Source organism: Methanosarcina flavescens (genome assembly GCF_001304615.2).
Lineage (GTDB): Archaea > Halobacteriota > Methanosarcinia > Methanosarcinales > Methanosarcinaceae > Methanosarcina > Methanosarcina flavescens.
The window spans coordinates 2,753,162-2,771,701 of record NZ_CP032683.1 but is presented as its reverse complement, the minus strand read 5'-3'; the positions used below and the strand labels follow the sequence as shown (position 1 = coordinate 2,771,701).

The following is an 18,540-nucleotide window of genomic DNA, read 5'->3' as shown; positions in this document are numbered from 1 at the left end:
TCCCTTGAAAATTTGTATCTTTTCAGGCATATCCAAAACGTTCTAAGGCGCTTTTATTAATTGTCTGTACTAAACGCTTTTATTAAACATCCTGTTAAAAATATATGTCACGTCTATAATAGCTTCCTGAACTTAATTGATTAATTTATGATATCTGCCGTAATTCCCGGCATAATCATATCCAATATTTGTGTAAATATCTTTGGAATACACTTTCAGAAGATTAAAAGCTGTGAAAGGAAGATTCCCCTCCCTAATTTGAAGCTCAGGTATCAAGTTCAGTCTCCTGAACTTAGAGAGATTCTCATATTCCCAATAGAAAAGCTAATAATCAAACTGTTAACATGCCGTGAAAGAAGGGAATCCCAACTTTTATCAGAATTGAACTTATCTCATTTTTCCGTTTTTATTTTATAGGTCTACCTTTTTCATGTCAGGGCAAAAATATGGAGTAAATAGAAAAAAGTCGGAAAAACCTGAGAATAAGATTAATATATTTTTATTAACTTTAGTAATAATTTGAAAGAGCCCGGTATAAAATTGTTTAACCTTACCTAATTCTTACCCGCAACTTTAAAACTATATTTTTAAAATAATAAAGTTCTGGAATATTTCAAAATCCTTAAAAAAGAGCAGAACATAGGATCATATGCAACTGTAAATATGTCGTCAGGGCGTAAATCATGGTGTGAGGAGTGAATATCTCCTTATTTTTGATACGGAACTAAAGTACAAAATTGATTTAACGCTCTGAAGGCATATATTATTATTGCTGGAGTTTATGTGATAAATGTGGAAAAACGTAATCGAAAAAAGGTGTGGTTGAGTGATGACTTCGAACGAGTGGTACAATAAAGGTGCTGCACTCCATGAGCTTGGACGATTACAGGAAGCTCTGGATGCATACAATAAAGCTCTGGAAGCAAGCCCTGACAATGCAAAAATCCTGCTTTGCAAAGGGATAGTTCTGAGAAGTCTTTTCAGATATGAAGAGGCTCTCGATGCCCTTAACAGGTCCCTTGAGATCAATCCTGCGGATGCGAAAACCTGGTACTCCAAAGCTGAACTGCTTATGGATCTGATGCAGTATAGAGAGGCTCTGGATGCTTACTACCGGGCTATATATCTCGCTCCTGAAGACCCAGATGTCTGGTACAGGCGAGGAATGGCTCTGAGGGAAATGAAGGCATACGAAGACGCTATGGATGATTTTGAGAAGGCTATCCGTCTTTATGAAAAGAAATACGACATGAGTTCCATGAGTGCAAGCGAATGGTGCAAGAAAGGCATGGGGCTCTGCAAGATAAAGAGTTTTGAAGAAGCTGTTAGCGCGTTTGACAAGGCACTTGAATTAAACCCTGCTAACGGAAAGGCTCTTTATAACAAAGGTGTAGCTCTCCGCTGGCTTGGAAAGCATGAAGAAGCAAGACTTTATACGGAAAAGGCTGTGGAGGTTTTTGATAGCAAGATAAAAATAAATCCTGAGAATGCCCGGTTCTGGTATAATAAGGGAATTGCCCTAAGGGACCTGGAGAGGTATGAAGAGGCACTTCAGGCTTTTGAGAGGGCTATCGATATCAATCCAAGTTTTACAAAAGCCTGGATTGGTAAAGGTATTGTATACGACAGGATTAAGAAACACCAGAAAGCAATGGAAGCCTATGAGAGGGCAGTCGATATAAACCCGATTTATTCCGATCTCCTTTGAGTAGCCCGGCTTCAGGTTTTTACATAATGTCAAAGCCCAGAGCTAAAAAAAAGCCGTTAGCTGAAAATCCTTTTCGGATTTCCTGACTGGCGGCTAAATGTTTACTTTTCTCTGAAATTATTCTATACCCTGACATACCTGACTTACAGATCTCGTGTTTAACTTCAACCTGCTCAAGTCTAGGTATAAAATACTAAAATAGAATTGTTATTTAATAATAACCTTATTTGTTATTTTGTCAGGTAATAATCACACATTAATTAAGCCAGCCCAAATTATACTTAAATCTGCACTCTTTTGTTGGATATCGAGAAATGCGCTCTCAGCACTACCCCATTCACCGGTGTATGGATTATAGGTACATCGTGGAGACTTTGCATAGAGGTTCCCAGTAAATCCATAAGCCCAGGGTCTGCAGTCATGACATAGGTATCGATATTCACAGTCTTTACAAACATCAATTTGATCTATGGTTAAATTCCAGAACTTGAGCATTCTATTCTCAATTATCTCCTTCAGACTTTGATCTTTGATGTTGCCAGCAACCTGATCTCTGGCGAAAACACAGGGAAGAATGTCTCCTTCATTTGTAATCGCTATTTTACCGAACCAGCAACTGTTCCGCGATCTATTATAGTCATAAATTTCCCTGTTAGCAACGAAATTGGGTTCGGTTTTGACAGTTTTGAGCACATACTGCTGGGGCCAATTTTCCATATTACAACCTCTCCCACTTGGTCTGATAGGATCTGGAGGTCTGTTCTGGACACCAAGCTGTTGAAGATAGTAACTTGTCCCATCGAGATCAACTTCGTTCTGCTTCATCGCTATAGTTGCACACCGTGTTGGAACACCATAAGCCAATAGAAGCTTAAGGCTATTCAGTGTCTTCTCAAAGCTGCCCTTAGTACCTGTTATGGTATCATGAGTCTCTTGCCTGTAAGAGTAAATAGATATGGCCACGTTAACCCCTACAGAAGCGAAGTATCTGATCAATGGTTCAGTCAATAGCGTGCCATTAGTAAATACTTCTATGAAACTGAATCCCTTTAACCTTGCATGATCAATTAGATCCCTCAGATCCTCTCTGAGTGTGCATTCCCCTCCAGTAAACTGAATCTTCTTGCAGCCTAAATCAGCTGCCTGACCGATAACCCTTTTGATTTCGTCCGTTGTAAGATCAGGATCTTGCTTCGGCTTAGCATCAGCATAGCAGTGTAAACAGCGCAAGTTACACCTAGAAGTCATCTCGACCCATAGGAAGTCAAGTTGGGGAGATGCCTCCTTCTCATCAGTTTTCTGAGTTTCAGGTTTAGGCGGCAATGAAGATAATTGAATTAACCCCTGACGTGATAAACTTGTGACAAACGCTGATATATCTGAGAGCTCAAGATTAAGTTCTTCAGCAACCTCTGAGATTCTGAGACCTTTTCCTCCAGATTCTATAATGCGGGTGGCAGATTTATTGAGTCGATAGATCCCACCGTTACAAAAATCTAATATTAGTGAGTATTTGGCTCCATTGACCAACTCCTTTTCTGGAAGTAAGAAAAAATATTGATTAAGAATGGCAATCCCCTCATTCTGGACTCTCAGGAATCAAACATTCTCAATTCTCTTCTTAAGATTCTCAATCTCATCTTTAATCGATTTAATATTTTTGATAATTTCTATCCACGGGTCAGGGACTGGACCAGCAAATGGATACTCAATCCACCACTTCAATGGATCACAGATTCTATCGGGAATGCACTCTATTGTGAATTTTGGACGACATTCGCTTAACGGCTCATAAAACACAGGAATGCAACTAGGATAGCATATTGTAGCTTCACGTTGAAGTCTTGGTAGTGCTGGTCCACATTTGGGCTCGCACCATGTGGGCGGGCACGGCCCTACTAAAGGATTGCAGAATATTGGGTCGCATATTGTAAATCTCATAGCTGCAGAGCGATATGTTGGAATTGTTGGTATACAATGTGCTGGTATACAATTTTCTATGAGAGTAGGCAAGCACCATTTTGACTCCATTAAAGGGCTGCATGGTGTAATCTCTATATTGGGACCGCAGATATCTATCTCTTTGCCAATTTGATCTTTTATAGGACCACATAGGTCCACTTTGAACATATCAGCTATAGATTTCTGCTGTTCCTTACCTGGATTAATCGTCTCTATACTCGGTTTCTCGCTTACTTTTTCGTCTGCCAATGAAATTCCCCCCCCCTAAATCTAACTTATAAAATACCTTTAATGCTTTAGAATTAGACTTTTTTGAATTTTCCAATAATTTATTAACTTTTTCTCGCGCCCCGGAAATTGCCAATATTCCATAAGGTATTTAACCGGTAGATTCTGGTGATTAATTTGGATAATAATATGTATCCCAATATATATAATCTATAGAGGGTAATATACTTTATAAAGCTTAAGAAGCCTTGTTTTCAAACTAATTTTTTATTTATTAGCATTTCTATTCCTAATTTTAAAATTCAATCCTGTGATTGAAAATGAGATTGAGTGCTGTATTGAGCAGAATAATCAAAAACCTGGGAAAATCCATTACTAAAATGTGTAATGCAGATTGAATAAATCAACTACTTTTTAATCCTATAAAAAAGCTCAAACGTTAATATCTGGAGTGTTTATAAACTATCAAAATAAAAAGTAGTTGATTTATTCAATTAAAAATATTTTTGTGAATTTACATTTAGCTTTATTTTTGTTCAGACTCGGATATCTCGAGCAAGTCCGAAAAGGTACTGAGCCTAAAATCAAAAAATTGATCCGTTTCTTCTCCGGGCCTCCAATCTCCATAAGAGGCGTATGCAGTTCTTAATCCCAGTTTACGGGCAGGTACAATATCCCTTTTAATGCTGTCTCCTACTACCAGAGCTTCACCAGGTTTTGTCCCAAGAGCCTCAAGTGCAAAAAGAAAATGCGCAGGATCTGGCTTTTTTGTTCCAGTCATATCTGCAGTCACGAGGAGATCGAAGTATTTCAGGAGCCCAACTTTTGTAAGCCTTGCCAGGGCATGATGTCTATCGGCATCCGTTATGATTACAAGTTTTAAACCTAGCTCCCTAAGCTTATCAAGAGTGTCCATTACAGCTGGATAGAGTTCAAGATTTTGCAGTTTTTCCCTCTCATATATCTCACAACACTCCCTGTAACCCTGAGCTGTAAAAAGATTTCTTTCCTGCATGTAGTCACGAATGTTTTCGTAGTCTTCAAAACCATAAATTCCCCTCAGAAAATACCTGAAAAGTTCCGAAGGTTCCCCGGCAGTGTCTCCATTTTCCTTCCCAATATATGAGAGTATCTCCCTGCAGGCTCCGAGTTTTGCGGCTATGAAGTCAAAAAGGGTATTGTCCATATCAAAAAGAATGGCTTTCAGAGTCCCTCGATAAACCTCTTCTGTGTTTTTCTGAACTCTGCTCCAGTTCTTCTCATCTTCTTCCATTTTCTGCCTGCCTTTTTCTGAATTTTGGGTATATTGCTTTTATTTCTCCCTATTCACCTTTCCTGTACTTTTTCCAGGGTTTTTAGGGGAGAGGCTATAAAAGCCATAAAGGACAGATGTATAGATCATAAGGACAACAGATTTAAGTAAATACCTAACGCGGCACTTAAGAGTCCGTAGGATCTACTATAAAAGGCAGAACGGGATATTTTGATATGAACTCCGATGAACCAAATGACAAAACCTTCACAAAAGAAGGTGGGAAAGAAAAATCTGAAGAAAAACCAGTTTCCGAAGATATGTATGTTCTGAGTGATACGGGGAATGTGGGTAAGCAGGAAGTCACCGACGAGATCCTTGCAGCCGAACTTAACGAATGTGGACTTGACTTTCTCAGGCTTGGGAAGCTTAATGAGGCAATTGTATCTTTTGACAAGGCAATCAGCAAGGACCCGAATAACATATACCTTTTAAACAATAAGGCTGCAGTCCTTGAGACCCTTGGAAGATATGAAGAAGCCATTGAGCTCTATAACAAAGCTATAAAAATCAATCCTGAGGATCCTGATCTCTGGAACAATATAGCTTTTTCCTTTTCCCAGGCTGGAAAGCACAAAGAGGCTATCAAAGCCTATGAAAAAGCTCTTGAGATAAGACCTGACTATCCCAACGCATGGTACGGAAAGGCCCTGAACCTGAGCCAGGTTGGAGAATACGAGGCGGCTATCGAAGCCTATGAAAAGGTACTTGAGGAAAATCCCGATTATAAAGAAGCCTGGGTAGGAAAAGGAGTAGCTCTCGGACAAATGGGCAACTATGATGAGGCAATTATCGCTTACGACAAGGCATTAGAACTTGATCCTGATTTCCTTGAAGCCTGGTACTATAAAGGTGTGGACCTGGACAGTCTTGGAAGTTACAGGCAGGCACTGAAAGCCTATGAAAAAGCTGTGGAACTGGATCCTGAGAACGATGATGCCTGGAACAATATGGGAATAGACCTCGAGAATCTCGAGAAATATGATGAGGCAATTAAAGCTTTTGACAGAGCAATTGAAATTAACGCCGAAAATGCCGATGTCTGGTACAACAAAGGTTTTACCCTGAGCCAGATGCAGAAATTTGAAGAAGCCGTAGATACATACAGGAAAGCCATAGAGCTTGACCCTGAGTATTTCGAAGCTTATTCCAGTCTGGGTTTCGTGCTCGCCCAACTCAAGCGTTTTGAGGAAGCTCTGGAGATATACGAAAAGGCGCTCCAGCTTAATCCTGAGGCTGCAGACTCCTGGTTTGGGAAGGCTGTCTGCCTGAGTTTCCTCGGACGGGAAGAAGAGGCTGAAGAAGCATACAGAAAAGCTGTAGAAATCGATCCCAGATATGCTGAGGTAGGGGGAGACATACAGTAACCGAGCTTTTAAATCAAAGAGCCTGTTCTTATCCAGGTCTTTATTTTTTCATTTACTGTACTATATCTTTTATTTTTTCTCGGATATAGCGGTCTGAAGGAAAGTATTTAGCATAAAAAAATCCTATCGTAGGAAAAAATTGTATTCCATATGCCGTCTTGTGGAGGCAGGAAAAAGAAAAGCTCAAAATAAAAATAGGCAGATGAAAGTGTAATTCTATACACTGGATAATTTTTAGGATAAGTACTGATTTTTTGTAAATCTTGAGACTTCTTTTAAGTATTTCCACCAGGTAGTGGAGAAGGACTTACGAAGTAAATAAGACAATTAAGCAAATTGGTAAAATATTCAGTTTAATGCAACTTTAAAAAGTAGAAAATTGTTTTTAAAAAATTCTGTAAAAATACATATTTTCAACAATCTTTATCTTTGTTTTTATTCCTCCTCCCTAAGCAAAGTCTTCACTCCGCCTCTTCCTGAACTACCACAGTTCCTCTCATCTCTGGATGGATTGAGCAGTAATAATCGTAGTTGCCTGCTTCAGTAAACAGGAACTCGTATGAATCTCCCTGGTTCAGAACCTCAGATCTAAAATTGGTCCCTGTACCTGTCACGGTATGAGAAGCTGTGTCAAGATTAGTCCATCTAACAGTGTCACCTGTGGAGATATTGACTGTAGCTGGGTTAAAGGCGTTATCTTCGATTGCTACTTCTACAGTCTCGCCGTCACCTATCGGAAGCTCAGACGTTTCTCCCTCTACCGGAGCCGCCGGTTCTTCTTCTGCTGGAACTGCAGGTGTTTCAGCTGGTGTTATCCGTTCTTCGCTTGCTCCGCCTTCACCTGCTTCCGGTGCTCCTTCACCTCCCTCAGCCGGAGTTACTCCTTCCTCGGTCCCACCTTCGTCACCAGTATCAGCACATCCTATTGCGAGGAATATGCTGAGTAAAATTATAAAAACTGCAAGTTCTTTTCTCATTCTTTCCCCCCAAAAATAAGGTGCTTTATAATTAATATCCTGATTTTATAATAGTTCCTACCAGATTCTAAACATAGTTTCTTCCATAAATTAAACTGATATTATTGTGCTTTAAGGAAGGAAACTGAAATAGATCCTCGAATTCCTCATTTTTAATTCATCTTTTTCTCTTATTCAGAGTAAAATGTTTTAAATGTACAAAATAAGGTACTTTAAAATGGGTTTAAGGTATACACAGTATCTTTCATACGGTTAAAGGTATATACAGTGCCTTTAACACAAAAAGTACTGCCGTCAGTAAAAAGTGACTCAATGGGTTAAGAGCATTATATTTTGAATAAGTTAAAATATTTAAAAAGTTCTTTCTTCTAAGCTAAATTTTCAGGCAATCCTGATATGCCTTCTAGAGAAGGAGCAGATCTGGATATTTAATCCAAGTGCTTTGACTCAAGTAACTTATCTTCCTGATGCGCGTAAAGTGCTGCAGCTAGGCTGGCTATATCTAAAGTTTATGTTAGAACTGTACTTAATAACAGTTTTGCATTATGGGCAGAACCCTGATCACGGCTGATTATCATAATAATTCAGCCTTACTAACAGTTACTGGATTGCCTGCCCATATTGGTATTAATTTAAGTTTATTCAGCTACCACCTGTGCTGGGAGTTACTCTGATCACTCCACCATTCTCGTCTGCAGTGCCTGTAACGTTTCTGGCTGGAGTCTCTTCTTCCTGTGCAGCTTCTTCTTCAGTTACAGTCTCCATTTCAGTTACAGCTGGAGTGCCTTCTTCAGCCGGAGTTACTGCTACAACTGGAGTTTCTGCTACAACTGGAGTTTCTGCCACTACTTCTTCAACTGGAGTTACAACCTCAACTTCAGTTACAGCCTCAACCTCAGTTACAGCCTGCGCTGGAGTGCCTTCTTCAGCTGGAGTTACATCCTCCACTTCTTCAGCTGGAGTTCCTGCTTCCGGAGCCTCCCCCTCCTCACCGGCGCATCCTATTGCGAGGAAAACGCCCAGCAGCACTATCAACATAACGAGTACTTTTCTCATACTTTCCCTCCACTTAATTCATGTGTTTTATAATAGATGCTTTATAATTGATATTGAGGTTTTATAATAATTACTGCTAGATTCTGAACATTATTCTTTTTAAGATTCTAATTAGACTCTAAATTTGACTCGTAGGATTCATAGAGAAATTATGTTCGATTAATCAATCCATTATTTTTTAAATCATGTTTATGCTAATTCCTAAATGGTTACAAAAAATATGTTTATAGAAAGAATTGGATCTCTATTAGAATCCGAAAAATCCTGGTTCATTAGAAAGAAAAAGAATTAAAAAAAAAGCTAATATATTCAAATGCTGGCCATTAAAAATACCTGGCAGCTGATCATCACTTTAGTTGATCATCATTTTATTATTATGTCAACTCTAAACTAATACATTTTACCGGAAAAGAGGATTATCCGGCTAACTGTATTTCTTTCCCGGTAAACTGCAATTTCATTGTTTTATCTGACTCTCATCTGCTCTTTGGATTAAACTCAGAGATCTACTATTAATTGCAAATTTATAGCAAAATACAAAGTACAGTAAAAAGTCTGAGTTTCAGGTGATTGTTTTTACAGATCAGCTTTATCCAGAATTTTTATTTATTTTAAACTTACCAGTAGGACCGGACTCATCTGCTTACTAATCGTTATGGATAAATTTATTCACCTGTACTGGGAGTTACTCTGATTACTCTACCTCCAGTCTGATTTTCAGCGGCGGTCTCTTCCTCCTCAGCTATTTGCTCTTCTTCCTGTGCACCTCCCTCTGGAGTTACACCTTCCACTTCTTCAGCTGGAGTTACATCTTCCGCTTCTACTGCCGGAGTGCCTTCTTCAACCGTAGCTCCTTCTTCAGCCGGAGTTACTGCTACAACTGGAGTTTCTGCTACAACTGGAGTTTCTGCTACTACTTCTTCAACTGGAGTTACAACCTCAACTTCAGTTACAGCCTCAACCTCAGTTACAACCTGCGCTGGAGTGCCTTCTTCAGCTGGAGTTACATCCTCCACTTCTTCAGCTGGAGTTCCTGCTTCCGGAGCATCTCCCTCCTCACCGGCGCATCCTATTGCGAGGAAAACGCCTAACAATACTATCAACATGATAAGTGCTTTTCTCATATTTTCCCCCACTTAGTTCGTGTCTTTATAACAGATGCACTATAATTGATATTGAGGTATTATAATGATTACTGCTAGATTCTGAACATAAGTTCTTCTCAAATCAAGAAAATCCGGTCATTTAAGGATATTTCTCTCTATCGGAGCTTCTATGCAGTCTCATTCCAAATAGATTTAAACTGAAATCTTTATTTTCTCGCCGATTTCCCTAAATTATAATACCTGGAATTCTAATATTGTAATGCTTTTAAATGACTTTTCGGGGGGAAGTCATGAAAATCAAATCCATTAATCCTTATACAGAAGAAGTAAACTGGGTATATGACTCGTTTTCTTTCGCGGAGTGCGAGTCCAAAATTGGAAAATCCAGGGCTGCTTTTTCCGGATGGAGTTCATTGCCTGTTGAAGAAAGGACAAAGTATTTTTCAAGGGCCGGGGAAGTACTTCGGCAAAATACTGAGATCTATGCCGAAATTATTACCAAGGAAATGGGAAAACCTATCAGGCAGTCAAGGGGCGAGATTGAAAAATGCGCCTGGCTTTGCGATTATTACGCGGAAAATGCAGCAGAATCTCTGAAAGACGAGATTGTGGATACCGGAGCTGAGAAAAGCTATGTAACTTTTGAGCCACTGGGGATAATTTTCGGGATCATGCCCTGGAATTTTCCGTTCTGGCAGGTCTTCAGGTTTGCAGTGCCCGCAATGTGCGCAGGGAATGTATGCGTTATAAAGCATGCATCAAATGTGCCGAAGTCGGCACTGGAGATTGAGAAAGTTTTTATTGAAGCCGGGTTTCCGGAAAACGTTTTTAGTTCCCTGTTAATTGACTCTAAAACTGCCATGCAGATTATTAAGGAAGAACTGGTAGATGGAGTTTCGCTCACCGGCAGTATAGGCGCAGGCTCGGAGATAGGGGGACTTGCCGGGGGGTTGATCAAACCTGTAGTGCTGGAACTGGGAGGTTCGGACCCCTTTATAGTGCTTGAGGATGCTGACATCGAAAGGGCTGCGCAGGTAGCTGTAAAGTCCCGATTTCTTAATACCGGACAGAGCTGTATTGCTGCCAAGCGCTTTATTGTTACTGAAGACGTTGTGGTGGACTTCATCGAGGCATTTGAACTTGAAATGCAAGAACTGAAGATCGGGGACCCTATGGATGAAGAAACCGATATAGGGCCGATTGCAAAGAAAGAATTTATCGATAGCCTTGAGAGAGTTTTGAGAGATGCGAAAAAGAAAGGTGCGGAGCCTCACACCTATGGAGAAGAGCATAATAAGGGTTTCTTCTTTAGACCTACCCTTATCCCTGCAGCAAGTACAGATATGAAGGTCTGCAATGTCGAGGTTTTCGGACCCATTGCCCCTGTGATCACGGCAAAGGACGAGGATGAAGCCGTAAAAATTGCAAACTCAACGGAATTCGGGCTCGGAGCCGAGATCTGGTCAAGAGACCTTGAAAGAGCCCAGAGGCTGGCAAAAAGAATAAATTCCGGATTTGTAGCAATTAATGGAATGGTCAAATCCGACCCGAGGCTGCCTTTTGGCGGGGTAAAGAAGTCTGGAGTCGGGAGAGAACTTTCCCATTATGGGCTTAAAGAATTTGTGAATATAAAAACAGTTGTTGTCAACAGGTAAAATTTACGGGCATGAGGCAGATCAAAACTTGTACTGGAAAACCAGAACCGGAATTCGTAAGAGAATCTGTTTAAGCCTAGAAGTTTGCCTGTTTAAGCTTGAGAACCTGCTCAGGTCTGAACGGCAAACTTAATTTAAGCTTGACAAATAACTTAGTCAGGACTTAATAAGCAAACATGAGTTAGTTATACCCAGTTCGGATAAAAGCCAGATAACTTATTTGAGGTTTTTCATGAAAGCTTCAGATCTTTTCGTTGCCCAGCTCAAAGAGGAAGGTGTAGAATATATCTTCGGGCTGCCAGGCGAAGAAAATCTTGACCTGCTTGAGTCCCTTAGGACTTCCGGAATCAAACTTATCGTAACAAGGCATGAACAGGCTGCAGCATTTATGGCTGCAACATATGGGAGGCTGACAGGGAAAACAGGAGTCTGTTTTTCAACACTTGGGCCAGGAGCCACCAATCTTGTTACAGGTGTTGCCCAGGCACAGCTCATAGGAGCTCCTCTTATCTCCATATCCGGACAGAAGGCTCTGGCCGATAACTGGCAAGCCCGCTTCCAGCTTGTAAATGTTATCAGGATGATGGAACCTCTCTGCAAAAACGCTGTGTCCATTACGGATCCGGGAATGATTCCCACAGTTATTCGCAATGCCTTCAAACATGCGGAAGCTGAAAGACCAGGAGCTGTACATATCGAGCTTCCTGAAGACGTGGCTGAAGAAGAAACTGAAGCTGTGGTGCAGAAGCGAAGCGAGATTAAAATCCCTTACCCTGATCCCGAAGCTGTAAAAAAAGCCGCAGCCATGATCTGTGAGGCTAAAAATCCGCTGATCATAGTTTCTTCAGGCGCAAACAGGAAAGCGGTCACTGAAGAGCTTGAGGACTTTGTCCGACAGACAGGCATCTACCTTGTGCATACCCAGATGGGAAAAGGTGTCGTTCCGGATGACTGCACTCACAGCCTCTTTGCCACAGGGATTCATACCCGAGACTATGTTAACTGCGGAATTGACGTAGCTGACCTTATTATTACCATTGGGTACGATATAGTTGAATATCCTCCCTATCTGTGGAACAGGGCACTGGACAAGCAGATTATAAATATTGATTTTGTGGAGTCCGTACCTGACAGATATTTTAATCCGACAGTAGAAATAATCGGGGATATCGCCTCTTCAATCAGAGAACTTGCCTCATGTATACCGGGAAGACGAGAGTTTCCGGTCTTTGAGCACACCAGAAGTTTCATTGAAGAGAAGATAAACACTGTCGCCGGGAAAAGTTACCCTCCTCTCCCACAGGCGGTAGTCCAGAGTGTCAGGAAGGTGCTCGGGAGAAAAGACATAATCACGCTTGACAACGGGATTTATAAACTCTGGTTTGCTCGCCTTTATAAGACATATGCCCCAAATACCGTGCTCCTTGACAATGCGCTTGCAACTATGGGCGCAGGGCTTCCGTCAGGAATTGCCGCAAAACTTCTTAATCCAGAGCGCCGAGTACTTGCAATCTGTGGGGATGGGGGGTTTATGATGAACTGCCAGGAACTTGAAACGGCAGTCAGGTATGGAATCCCTGTTGTCGTCCTTATCCTCAATGACAATGGTCTCGGCTTCATTAAATGGAAACAGAAAAAATTGAATTTTATGGATTACGGGCTAGACTATGGAAATCCTGATTTCTCTAGCTTTGCCAGGAGCTTTGGAGCTGAAGGTTTCAGGGTTAGGAAAGATGATGACCTTGAAGAGGTTCTCGAGCGAGCTTTTGCCCTGAATAAGGTGGCAGTTATTGAATGCCCTATTGACTATTCCGTAAACTATGAGATTTTCTCGATAGAACTGGGAAAGCTCGCATGTAAGTTCTGACCCGAAAATAAAAATTTTGATTGCAAATCGGGTTTGCGGATTAAATCCATGCAAGCCTCAGATTTTAAAATTAAGCCCAGAGGGGGGACTAATTGGAAGGCAAAGAAAATGAAACTGGATATCCTGTACACTCACATGATGTAGTTATAGTCGGTGCCGGACTTACAGGGCTTCGGGCGGCGATTGAAACTGTAGATCAGGGACTTGATACAGCCGTCATTTCTAAGGTGCACCCTCTCCGCTCCCACTCCGTAGCGGCCCAGGGAGGGATAAACGCAGCTTTAGGAAATGCCGTAGCCAGTGATTCCTGGGAAGCACATGCCTTTGATACAGTAAGGGGGTCGGATTATCTGGCTGACCAGGACGCCGTGGAAATCCTGTGTAAAAACGCACCAGCAGCGGTGATAGAGCTTGAACATTTCGGAGCCGTTTTTTCCAGGCTCCCTGACGGCAGGATTGCTCAGAGACCCTTTGGGGGAGGTATGTTCCCAAGAACCTGTTACGCTGCAGACCGGACAGGGCATAATATTCTGCATTCACTCTATGAACAGCTTGTTGGCAGGCAGAGAAAAGAAAGTGAAAACTGTGAAAACCGGGAGCCGGGCAAACTTAGCTTTTACGAAGAATTTTTTGTAACCTCCCTTGTAAAGTCAGGAGAAACCCTGTTTGAGAAAGGCTCGAAGAAAGAAGAAAGGTGTGCAGGCTGTACTGCTCTGAATATCGCTGATGGAAACTTGCATGGTTTTACCTGCCATTCCCTGCTACTTGCAACCGGCGGTTTTGGGCGACTTTTTGACCGTTCCACAAACGCCCTGATTAATACTGGGGACGGTGCATCCCTGGCGCTTCGGGCAGGTGTGCCTTTAGAGGACATGGAATTCGTGCAGTTCCATCCGACTACCCTTTATGGCACAAACATCCTGATCACAGAAGGTGCAAGGGGAGAAGGTGGGTATCTCCTGAGTAACAGGAACGAGCGTTTTATGAAGAGATATGCTCCTGCCTCCATGGAGCTTGCCCCAAGAGATATTGTTGCAAGAGCCATCCAGCAGGAGATTGAAGAAGGCAGGGGATTTGAGGGTGGTTACGTCCTCCTTGACCTGAGGCACCTGAAAGAGGAGAGAATTACAGAACGCCTGCCCGGGATAAGGCTCATCTGCCTGAACTTTGCAGGCGTTGATCCTGTTAAATCTCCAATTCCAGTACAGCCAGGCCAGCACTATTCAATGGGAGGAGTTTCGGTAGGCAACTTCCTGGAAACTGAACTCCCTGGGCTGTATGCTGCAGGAGAATGCGCCTGCATAAGCGTGCATGGGGCAAATCGGCTAGGAGGCAATTCCCTGCTTGAAACTGTGGTTTTCGGAAAGCTTGCAGGGCAGGAGATAGGAAAGGCTTTCCCGGCTTCTGGATATGACAGAAAGGAGGCTGAAAAGGCTGTCCTTGAAAACCTGCATAGGGAAAATGCACGTATAAAAGCCTTACTTGCCAGAAAATCCGGAATAAAAATGCACAGCCTCAGGGATGAACTGAGAAAAACAATATTTGAACATTTTGGGGTTTTTCGGGAAGGGAAAAAGATGGAAAAAGGTATGGAAAAACTCTTCCAGCTTAAAAATCGCTTTCATGATGTTTATATCAATAATAAGTCCAAAGAATTCAATTATGCACTTATCTATGCCCTCGAACTTGAGGGATTGTTTGATATTGGAGAAACCGTTGCAAGAGGAGCTATTGCCAGGAAGGAAAGCAGGGGTTCCCATTCAAGGGTTGATTACCCGCAGAGGGACGACAATAACTTCCTTCATCACACTCTGTACAGGCTAAAAGAAGGAAAACCTGTGCTTGAATCCCTGCCTGTAAGGATTAGGAAGTTTCCTGTTAAGGAGCGTGTATATTGATGAAATTGAAAGTATTTCGATTTGACAGGAAAGAAGGGAGGTTACGTTATGATACTTTTGAAATCGAACCCTCTGCAGGAATGACAGTCCTTTCCGCTTTATTCAAAATCCAGGAAGAGTTTGATGATTCCCTTGCTTTCCGCTACTCCTGCAGAGGCGCAGTTTGCGGAAGCTGTGCAATGCTGATTAATAAAATACCCTCGCTTGCCTGCCAGACTCGGATAGAATCCCTGCTTAAAGGGGAAAGAAGAGTAAAATTGAGCCCCTTTCCTGGAATGGAAGAGAATATTTCCTGGGATCCCAAAAATGAGGTACTTGTAGAGCCCCTTCCTTCCCTGCCGAAAATTAAGGACCTTATAGTAGATATGGATAAATTCTTCGAATTTTACAGAGCAATCGAGCCGACCTTTAAACCGGCTTCAAAACCACCCGAGAGGGAATATCTCATGCAGCCTGATGCCGTAAAAGAGCTTGAGAAATACACAAACTGCATACTCTGCGCAGCCTGCGTGAGTGCCTGCCCTGTCTCGGGAAGGGAAAAAGATTTTCTGGGTCCTGCAGCTCTCGCAAAACTGTACAGATTCCATATAGATCCCCGCGAAGCCAATAACGAATTACGGCTTATGCTCGCCAACAGCAAATCAGGCTGGTGGGGCTGTGAATTCCATGCCAACTGCAGGGCTGTCTGCCCGAAAGGTGTTCCACCTATTGAGGGCATCGGAAAGGCCAGGAGGCAAATCAAAAAATCTGGAATGGAACCTGAACAAAAATTCTGAAACTTTCAAAGGAGATCTTCTGGGGTGAATCTATTACTTTGAATAGTCGGATTGAGAAAGATTCTCTTGGGGAAATGGAAGTTCCAGCTGATGCTTATTATGGCATCCAGACCCAGCGTGCTATCTGTAATTTCCCTGTAAGCGGGTACAGGGCGAGACCGGAGTTTATCAGGTCGTATATTCTGGTAAAAAAGGCAGCAGCACTTACCAATCAGGAGCTTGGAGTGCTTGACAGGGTGAGAGGAAATGCCATTGTATCTGCAGCCGATGAGGTGCTTTCTGGGCTATCAGGACAGTATTCGGACCAGTTTCCTGTTGACATCTTCCAAGCAGGGGCAGGTACTTCTTTTAATATGAACGTTAACGAGGTACTTGCGAACCGGGCTCTGGAAATCCTGGGCCGGAGCCGGGGAGATTATAGCTTTTTGAGCCCTAACGACCATGTAAATATGTCTCAATCAACCAATGATACCTTTCCGACCGCCTCCTGTATAGCTGTAATTTTTGCGGCTGACAGGCTTATTGATGTGCTTGCCTCTCTTTCGGAAGCTTTTCAGGCAAAAGCCCTGGAATTTTCTAGAATCCCTAAATCTGGCAGGACACACCTTATGGACGCCTTGCCTGTGACTCTTGGCGATGAATTCGGGGCTTATACTGCTGCGCTGCTGAGGGCTTCAGGCAGGATAGAAGAGCGAAGAAATGATCTTCTTGAACTTCCTTTAGGAGGGACTGCAACCGGGACAGGGGCTAACACCGATCCGGAATATCGCGAGCTTGTGATTTCGAAACTCTCCGAACTTTGTAAATTACCTTTTCGAAAGGCAAGCAATAGTTTTGAAGCTCTGCAGAGCCGTTCCCAGCTTGCTGCCTTTTCAGGAGCCCTTCGAGAATTAGCACTTGAACTTATAAGAATAGCCAATGATTTGAGGCTCCTTAACGCCGGTCCAACTACTGGAATTTCCGAAATCGAGCTTCCCGCTGTGCAGCCTGGCTCGTCCATGATGCCGGGAAAATATAACCCTGTAATGGCTGAATGCCTGGATATGATAGGGTTCCAGGTTGTAGGCAATGACACTGCAGTGGCTTTTGCAGCTCAGGCCGGGCAGCTCGAGCTCAATGTTATGACCCCTGTTATAACCTCCAATATTCTTATGTCAATTTCCCTTCTCACAAACTATCTGCCGATTTTTCAGAATCGCTGCGTGGAAGGGATAAAAGCGAATGAAGATAAGTGCAGAGCCTACCTTGAGTTGAATCCTATCCTGGTAACCTTCCTTACCCCAAAGTTAGGGTATCTTAAAGCTGCCGAGATTGCAAAAGAGGTGCTGGATAAGAGAATACCTGTAAAGGAAGTCCTGGTAATGAGGGGGCTTTTGAGCAAAGAGGAAGCCGATGAACTACTTAAAATTGAAAACCTGTTATAATTCGAAAGTTGATATGAGATATTTTTTCCACATTAACTACGGGCTAGATGCGGGATCTTAAAAGAAATCTCAGTTATACCGTGACGGCACTTTTCAATTTGTGTTTCAGGCTTTCAAATTTAGAGAATTTAAACAATTCTTAAGTTGTGGTTCAGTGGGCTCTGTAGAAATCCTCTAAATTCTGTTTTTACCCAAAAATTATAAAAATAAAATTGTAAAAATGCTCCTTAATTTTTTTGTCCACACAAAAAACAAAGGAGCAATTGCTATTGTCATCAAATAAGTATATTAAATTTATTGATCTCAGTCTTAAAACGGTTCAGTCTTCCAGACTGAACCTTTACTCCTGCAAATATTCCAAACGTGTTTATACTCAACATCAGCTTCTTGTTCTTGTTTTATTGAAGGAGTATATAAGTACAGACTACCGTGACTTTGTAGAACTTGTTGACCTCATGAACAGTATAAAGGAAAAACTTGACCTTGATAAGGTTCCTCATTACACTACTCTTCAAAAGTTTGTGTCCAGAATTCCCTCTTCATTGTTTAACCTAATTTTGTCAAAAACTCTAAAACTATTTTACTCACATGGAGAAAAAGTTCTCATTACGGCAATTGATGCAACAGGATTTACGAGTTCTTATGCAAGTCATTATTATTCTAAGAGAACAGGGAAGCTCCGAAGGAGCTTCCTTAAAACTTCAATATCAGTAGACACTATTAAAAAAGTAATATTAGGATGGAAAATTAGCCAAAAAACAGATCATGATGTCAAGCATGCAAAGACTCTGATAAGACAATCAAACAAGTCAAGAAAGTCTCAATGTTATGTGATGGATAAAGGATATGATTCCGAAGAAATTCATACTCTAATAAGAGAAGAGATAAAAGCAGATTCAATAGTACCTTTGAGAGAAAGAAAAAGAAAGAGAATAAACGGAAAATATAGAAAACAATTAAACAAAGACTTTGATAAGATCAAATACAATAGAAGGAATATAGTAGAGACAATAATATCTGTTGTAAAAAGAAAATTTGGAGAAACATTAAGAGCAAGAAAGGTTAGAAATCAAGTAAAAGAAGTAAAAGTTAAACTAATAGTCTATAATATAAACAAAAAAGTAATACAATTATTATGGATTAAATTAAGGATTTCTACAGAGCCGTTCAGTGCCTGATTTTTTATTAGTTTTCAAAAACATGG

The 18,540-nt window shown here is 41.6% G+C and carries 14 protein-coding genes; 8 read left to right on the top strand and 6 right to left on the bottom strand.

Going from position 1 to position 18,540, the window contains the following annotated elements; genetic code table 11:
• Positions 1-829: 829 nt before the first annotated feature.
• Entirely contained in the window at positions 830-1,708 is an 879-nt protein-coding gene (locus AOB57_RS12145) for a tetratricopeptide repeat protein (RefSeq protein ID WP_054298131.1), read from the top strand.
• Positions 1,709-1,957: 249 nt separating this feature from the next.
• Here the strand turns inward: AOB57_RS12145 and AOB57_RS12140 are convergent, their stop codons facing one another.
• The 3 genes from AOB57_RS12140 to AOB57_RS12130 all read right to left on the bottom strand — a co-directional run bounded on the left by AOB57_RS12140 (position 1,958) and on the right by AOB57_RS12130 (position 5,171).
• The gene (locus tag AOB57_RS12140; protein ID WP_054298132.1) at positions 1,958-3,238 is read right to left on the bottom strand and encodes a radical SAM/SPASM domain-containing protein; all 1,281 of its coding nucleotides are present in this window, start codon (positions 3,236-3,238) and stop codon (positions 1,958-1,960) included.
• A gap of 69 nt (positions 3,239-3,307) precedes the next feature.
• Positions 3,308-3,919, bottom strand: a complete 612-nt coding sequence (locus tag AOB57_RS12135; protein ID WP_054298133.1) for a hypothetical protein — start codon at positions 3,917-3,919, stop codon at positions 3,308-3,310.
• Positions 3,920-4,424: 505 nt separating this feature from the next.
• Positions 4,425-5,171 carry an HAD family hydrolase gene (locus AOB57_RS12130; protein WP_054298134.1) on the bottom strand — a complete coding sequence of 249 codons (747 nt, stop codon included), beginning with the start codon at positions 5,169-5,171 and terminating at the stop codon, positions 4,425-4,427.
• A gap of 215 nt (positions 5,172-5,386) precedes the next feature.
• Between AOB57_RS12130 and AOB57_RS12125 the strand changes: the two genes are divergently transcribed.
• Positions 5,387-6,577, top strand: a complete 1,191-nt coding sequence (locus AOB57_RS12125; protein WP_054298135.1) for a tetratricopeptide repeat protein — start codon at positions 5,387-5,389, stop codon at positions 6,575-6,577.
• A 461-nt stretch (positions 6,578-7,038) separates the two neighbouring features.
• On the opposite strand, the gene AOB57_RS12120 is transcribed toward AOB57_RS12125, so the two are convergent.
• The 3 genes from AOB57_RS12120 to AOB57_RS12110 form a co-directional block, all read right to left on the bottom strand.
• The gene (locus AOB57_RS12120) at positions 7,039-7,554 is read right to left on the bottom strand and encodes a cupredoxin domain-containing protein (RefSeq protein ID WP_054298136.1); all 516 of its coding nucleotides are present in this window, start codon (positions 7,552-7,554) and stop codon (positions 7,039-7,041) included.
• A 642-nt stretch (positions 7,555-8,196) separates the two neighbouring features.
• Positions 8,197-8,610, bottom strand: a complete 414-nt coding sequence (locus AOB57_RS12115) for a hypothetical protein (protein WP_054298137.1) — start codon at positions 8,608-8,610, stop codon at positions 8,197-8,199.
• Between the two features lie 665 nt (positions 8,611-9,275).
• Positions 9,276-9,734: a hypothetical protein gene (locus AOB57_RS12110; protein ID WP_054298138.1), complete on the bottom strand. Its 459-nt coding sequence runs from the start codon at positions 9,732-9,734 to the stop codon at positions 9,276-9,278.
• A gap of 272 nt (positions 9,735-10,006) precedes the next feature.
• Here AOB57_RS12110 and AOB57_RS12105 point away from each other — a divergent pair, with 272 nt between their 5' ends.
• The 6 genes from AOB57_RS12105 (at position 10,007) to AOB57_RS12080 (ending at position 18,514) form a co-directional block, all read left to right on the top strand.
• Complete coding sequence (locus AOB57_RS12105) at positions 10,007-11,371, top strand: NAD-dependent succinate-semialdehyde dehydrogenase (protein WP_054298139.1); 1,365 nt, start codon at positions 10,007-10,009, stop codon at positions 11,369-11,371.
• A gap of 232 nt (positions 11,372-11,603) precedes the next feature.
• On the top strand, positions 11,604-13,238 hold the full coding sequence (locus tag AOB57_RS12100) for an acetolactate synthase large subunit (protein WP_054298140.1): 1,635 nt from the start codon (positions 11,604-11,606) through the stop codon (positions 13,236-13,238).
• Between the two features lie 92 nt (positions 13,239-13,330).
• Positions 13,331-15,136: an FAD-binding protein gene (locus tag AOB57_RS12095; protein WP_054298141.1), complete on the top strand. Its 1,806-nt coding sequence runs from the start codon at positions 13,331-13,333 to the stop codon at positions 15,134-15,136.
• The gene (locus tag AOB57_RS12090) at positions 15,136-15,912 is read left to right on the top strand and encodes a succinate dehydrogenase/fumarate reductase iron-sulfur subunit (RefSeq protein ID WP_054298142.1); all 777 of its coding nucleotides are present in this window, start codon (positions 15,136-15,138) and stop codon (positions 15,910-15,912) included. Before AOB57_RS12095 ends, AOB57_RS12090 begins: the two co-directional genes overlap by 1 nt.
• 38 nt (positions 15,913-15,950) lie before the next feature.
• Positions 15,951-17,336, top strand: coding sequence for an aspartate ammonia-lyase (locus AOB57_RS12085; protein WP_226999496.1), 1,386 nt, complete (start codon positions 15,951-15,953; stop codon positions 17,334-17,336).
• A 269-nt stretch (positions 17,337-17,605) separates the two neighbouring features.
• Positions 17,606-18,514, top strand: coding sequence for an IS5 family transposase (locus AOB57_RS12080; RefSeq protein ID WP_167829618.1), 909 nt, complete (start codon positions 17,606-17,608; stop codon positions 18,512-18,514).
• Positions 18,515-18,540: the final 26 nt, after the last annotated feature.

Excerpts from the sequence above, each read along its gene's own strand:
- AOB57_RS12145 (WP_054298131.1), top strand. The coding sequence starts at position 830 with ATGACTTCGAACGAGTGGTACAATAAAGGTGCTGCACTCCATGAGCTT.
- AOB57_RS12130 (WP_054298134.1), bottom strand. The coding sequence starts at position 5,171 with ATGGAAGAAGATGAGAAGAACTGGAGCAGAGTTCAGAAAAACACAGAA.
- AOB57_RS12125 (WP_054298135.1), top strand. The coding sequence starts at position 5,387 with ATGAACTCCGATGAACCAAATGACAAAACCTTCACAAAAGAAGGTGGG.
- AOB57_RS12120 (WP_054298136.1), bottom strand. The coding sequence starts at position 7,554 with ATGAGAAAAGAACTTGCAGTTTTTATAATTTTACTCAGCATATTCCTC.
- AOB57_RS12115 (WP_054298137.1), bottom strand. The coding sequence starts at position 8,610 with ATGAGAAAAGTACTCGTTATGTTGATAGTGCTGCTGGGCGTTTTCCTC.
- AOB57_RS12110 (WP_054298138.1), bottom strand. The coding sequence starts at position 9,734 with ATGAGAAAAGCACTTATCATGTTGATAGTATTGTTAGGCGTTTTCCTC.
- AOB57_RS12105 (WP_054298139.1), top strand. The coding sequence starts at position 10,007 with ATGAAAATCAAATCCATTAATCCTTATACAGAAGAAGTAAACTGGGTA.
- AOB57_RS12100 (WP_054298140.1), top strand. The coding sequence starts at position 11,604 with ATGAAAGCTTCAGATCTTTTCGTTGCCCAGCTCAAAGAGGAAGGTGTA.
- AOB57_RS12090 (WP_054298142.1), top strand. The coding sequence starts at position 15,136 with ATGAAATTGAAAGTATTTCGATTTGACAGGAAAGAAGGGAGGTTACGT.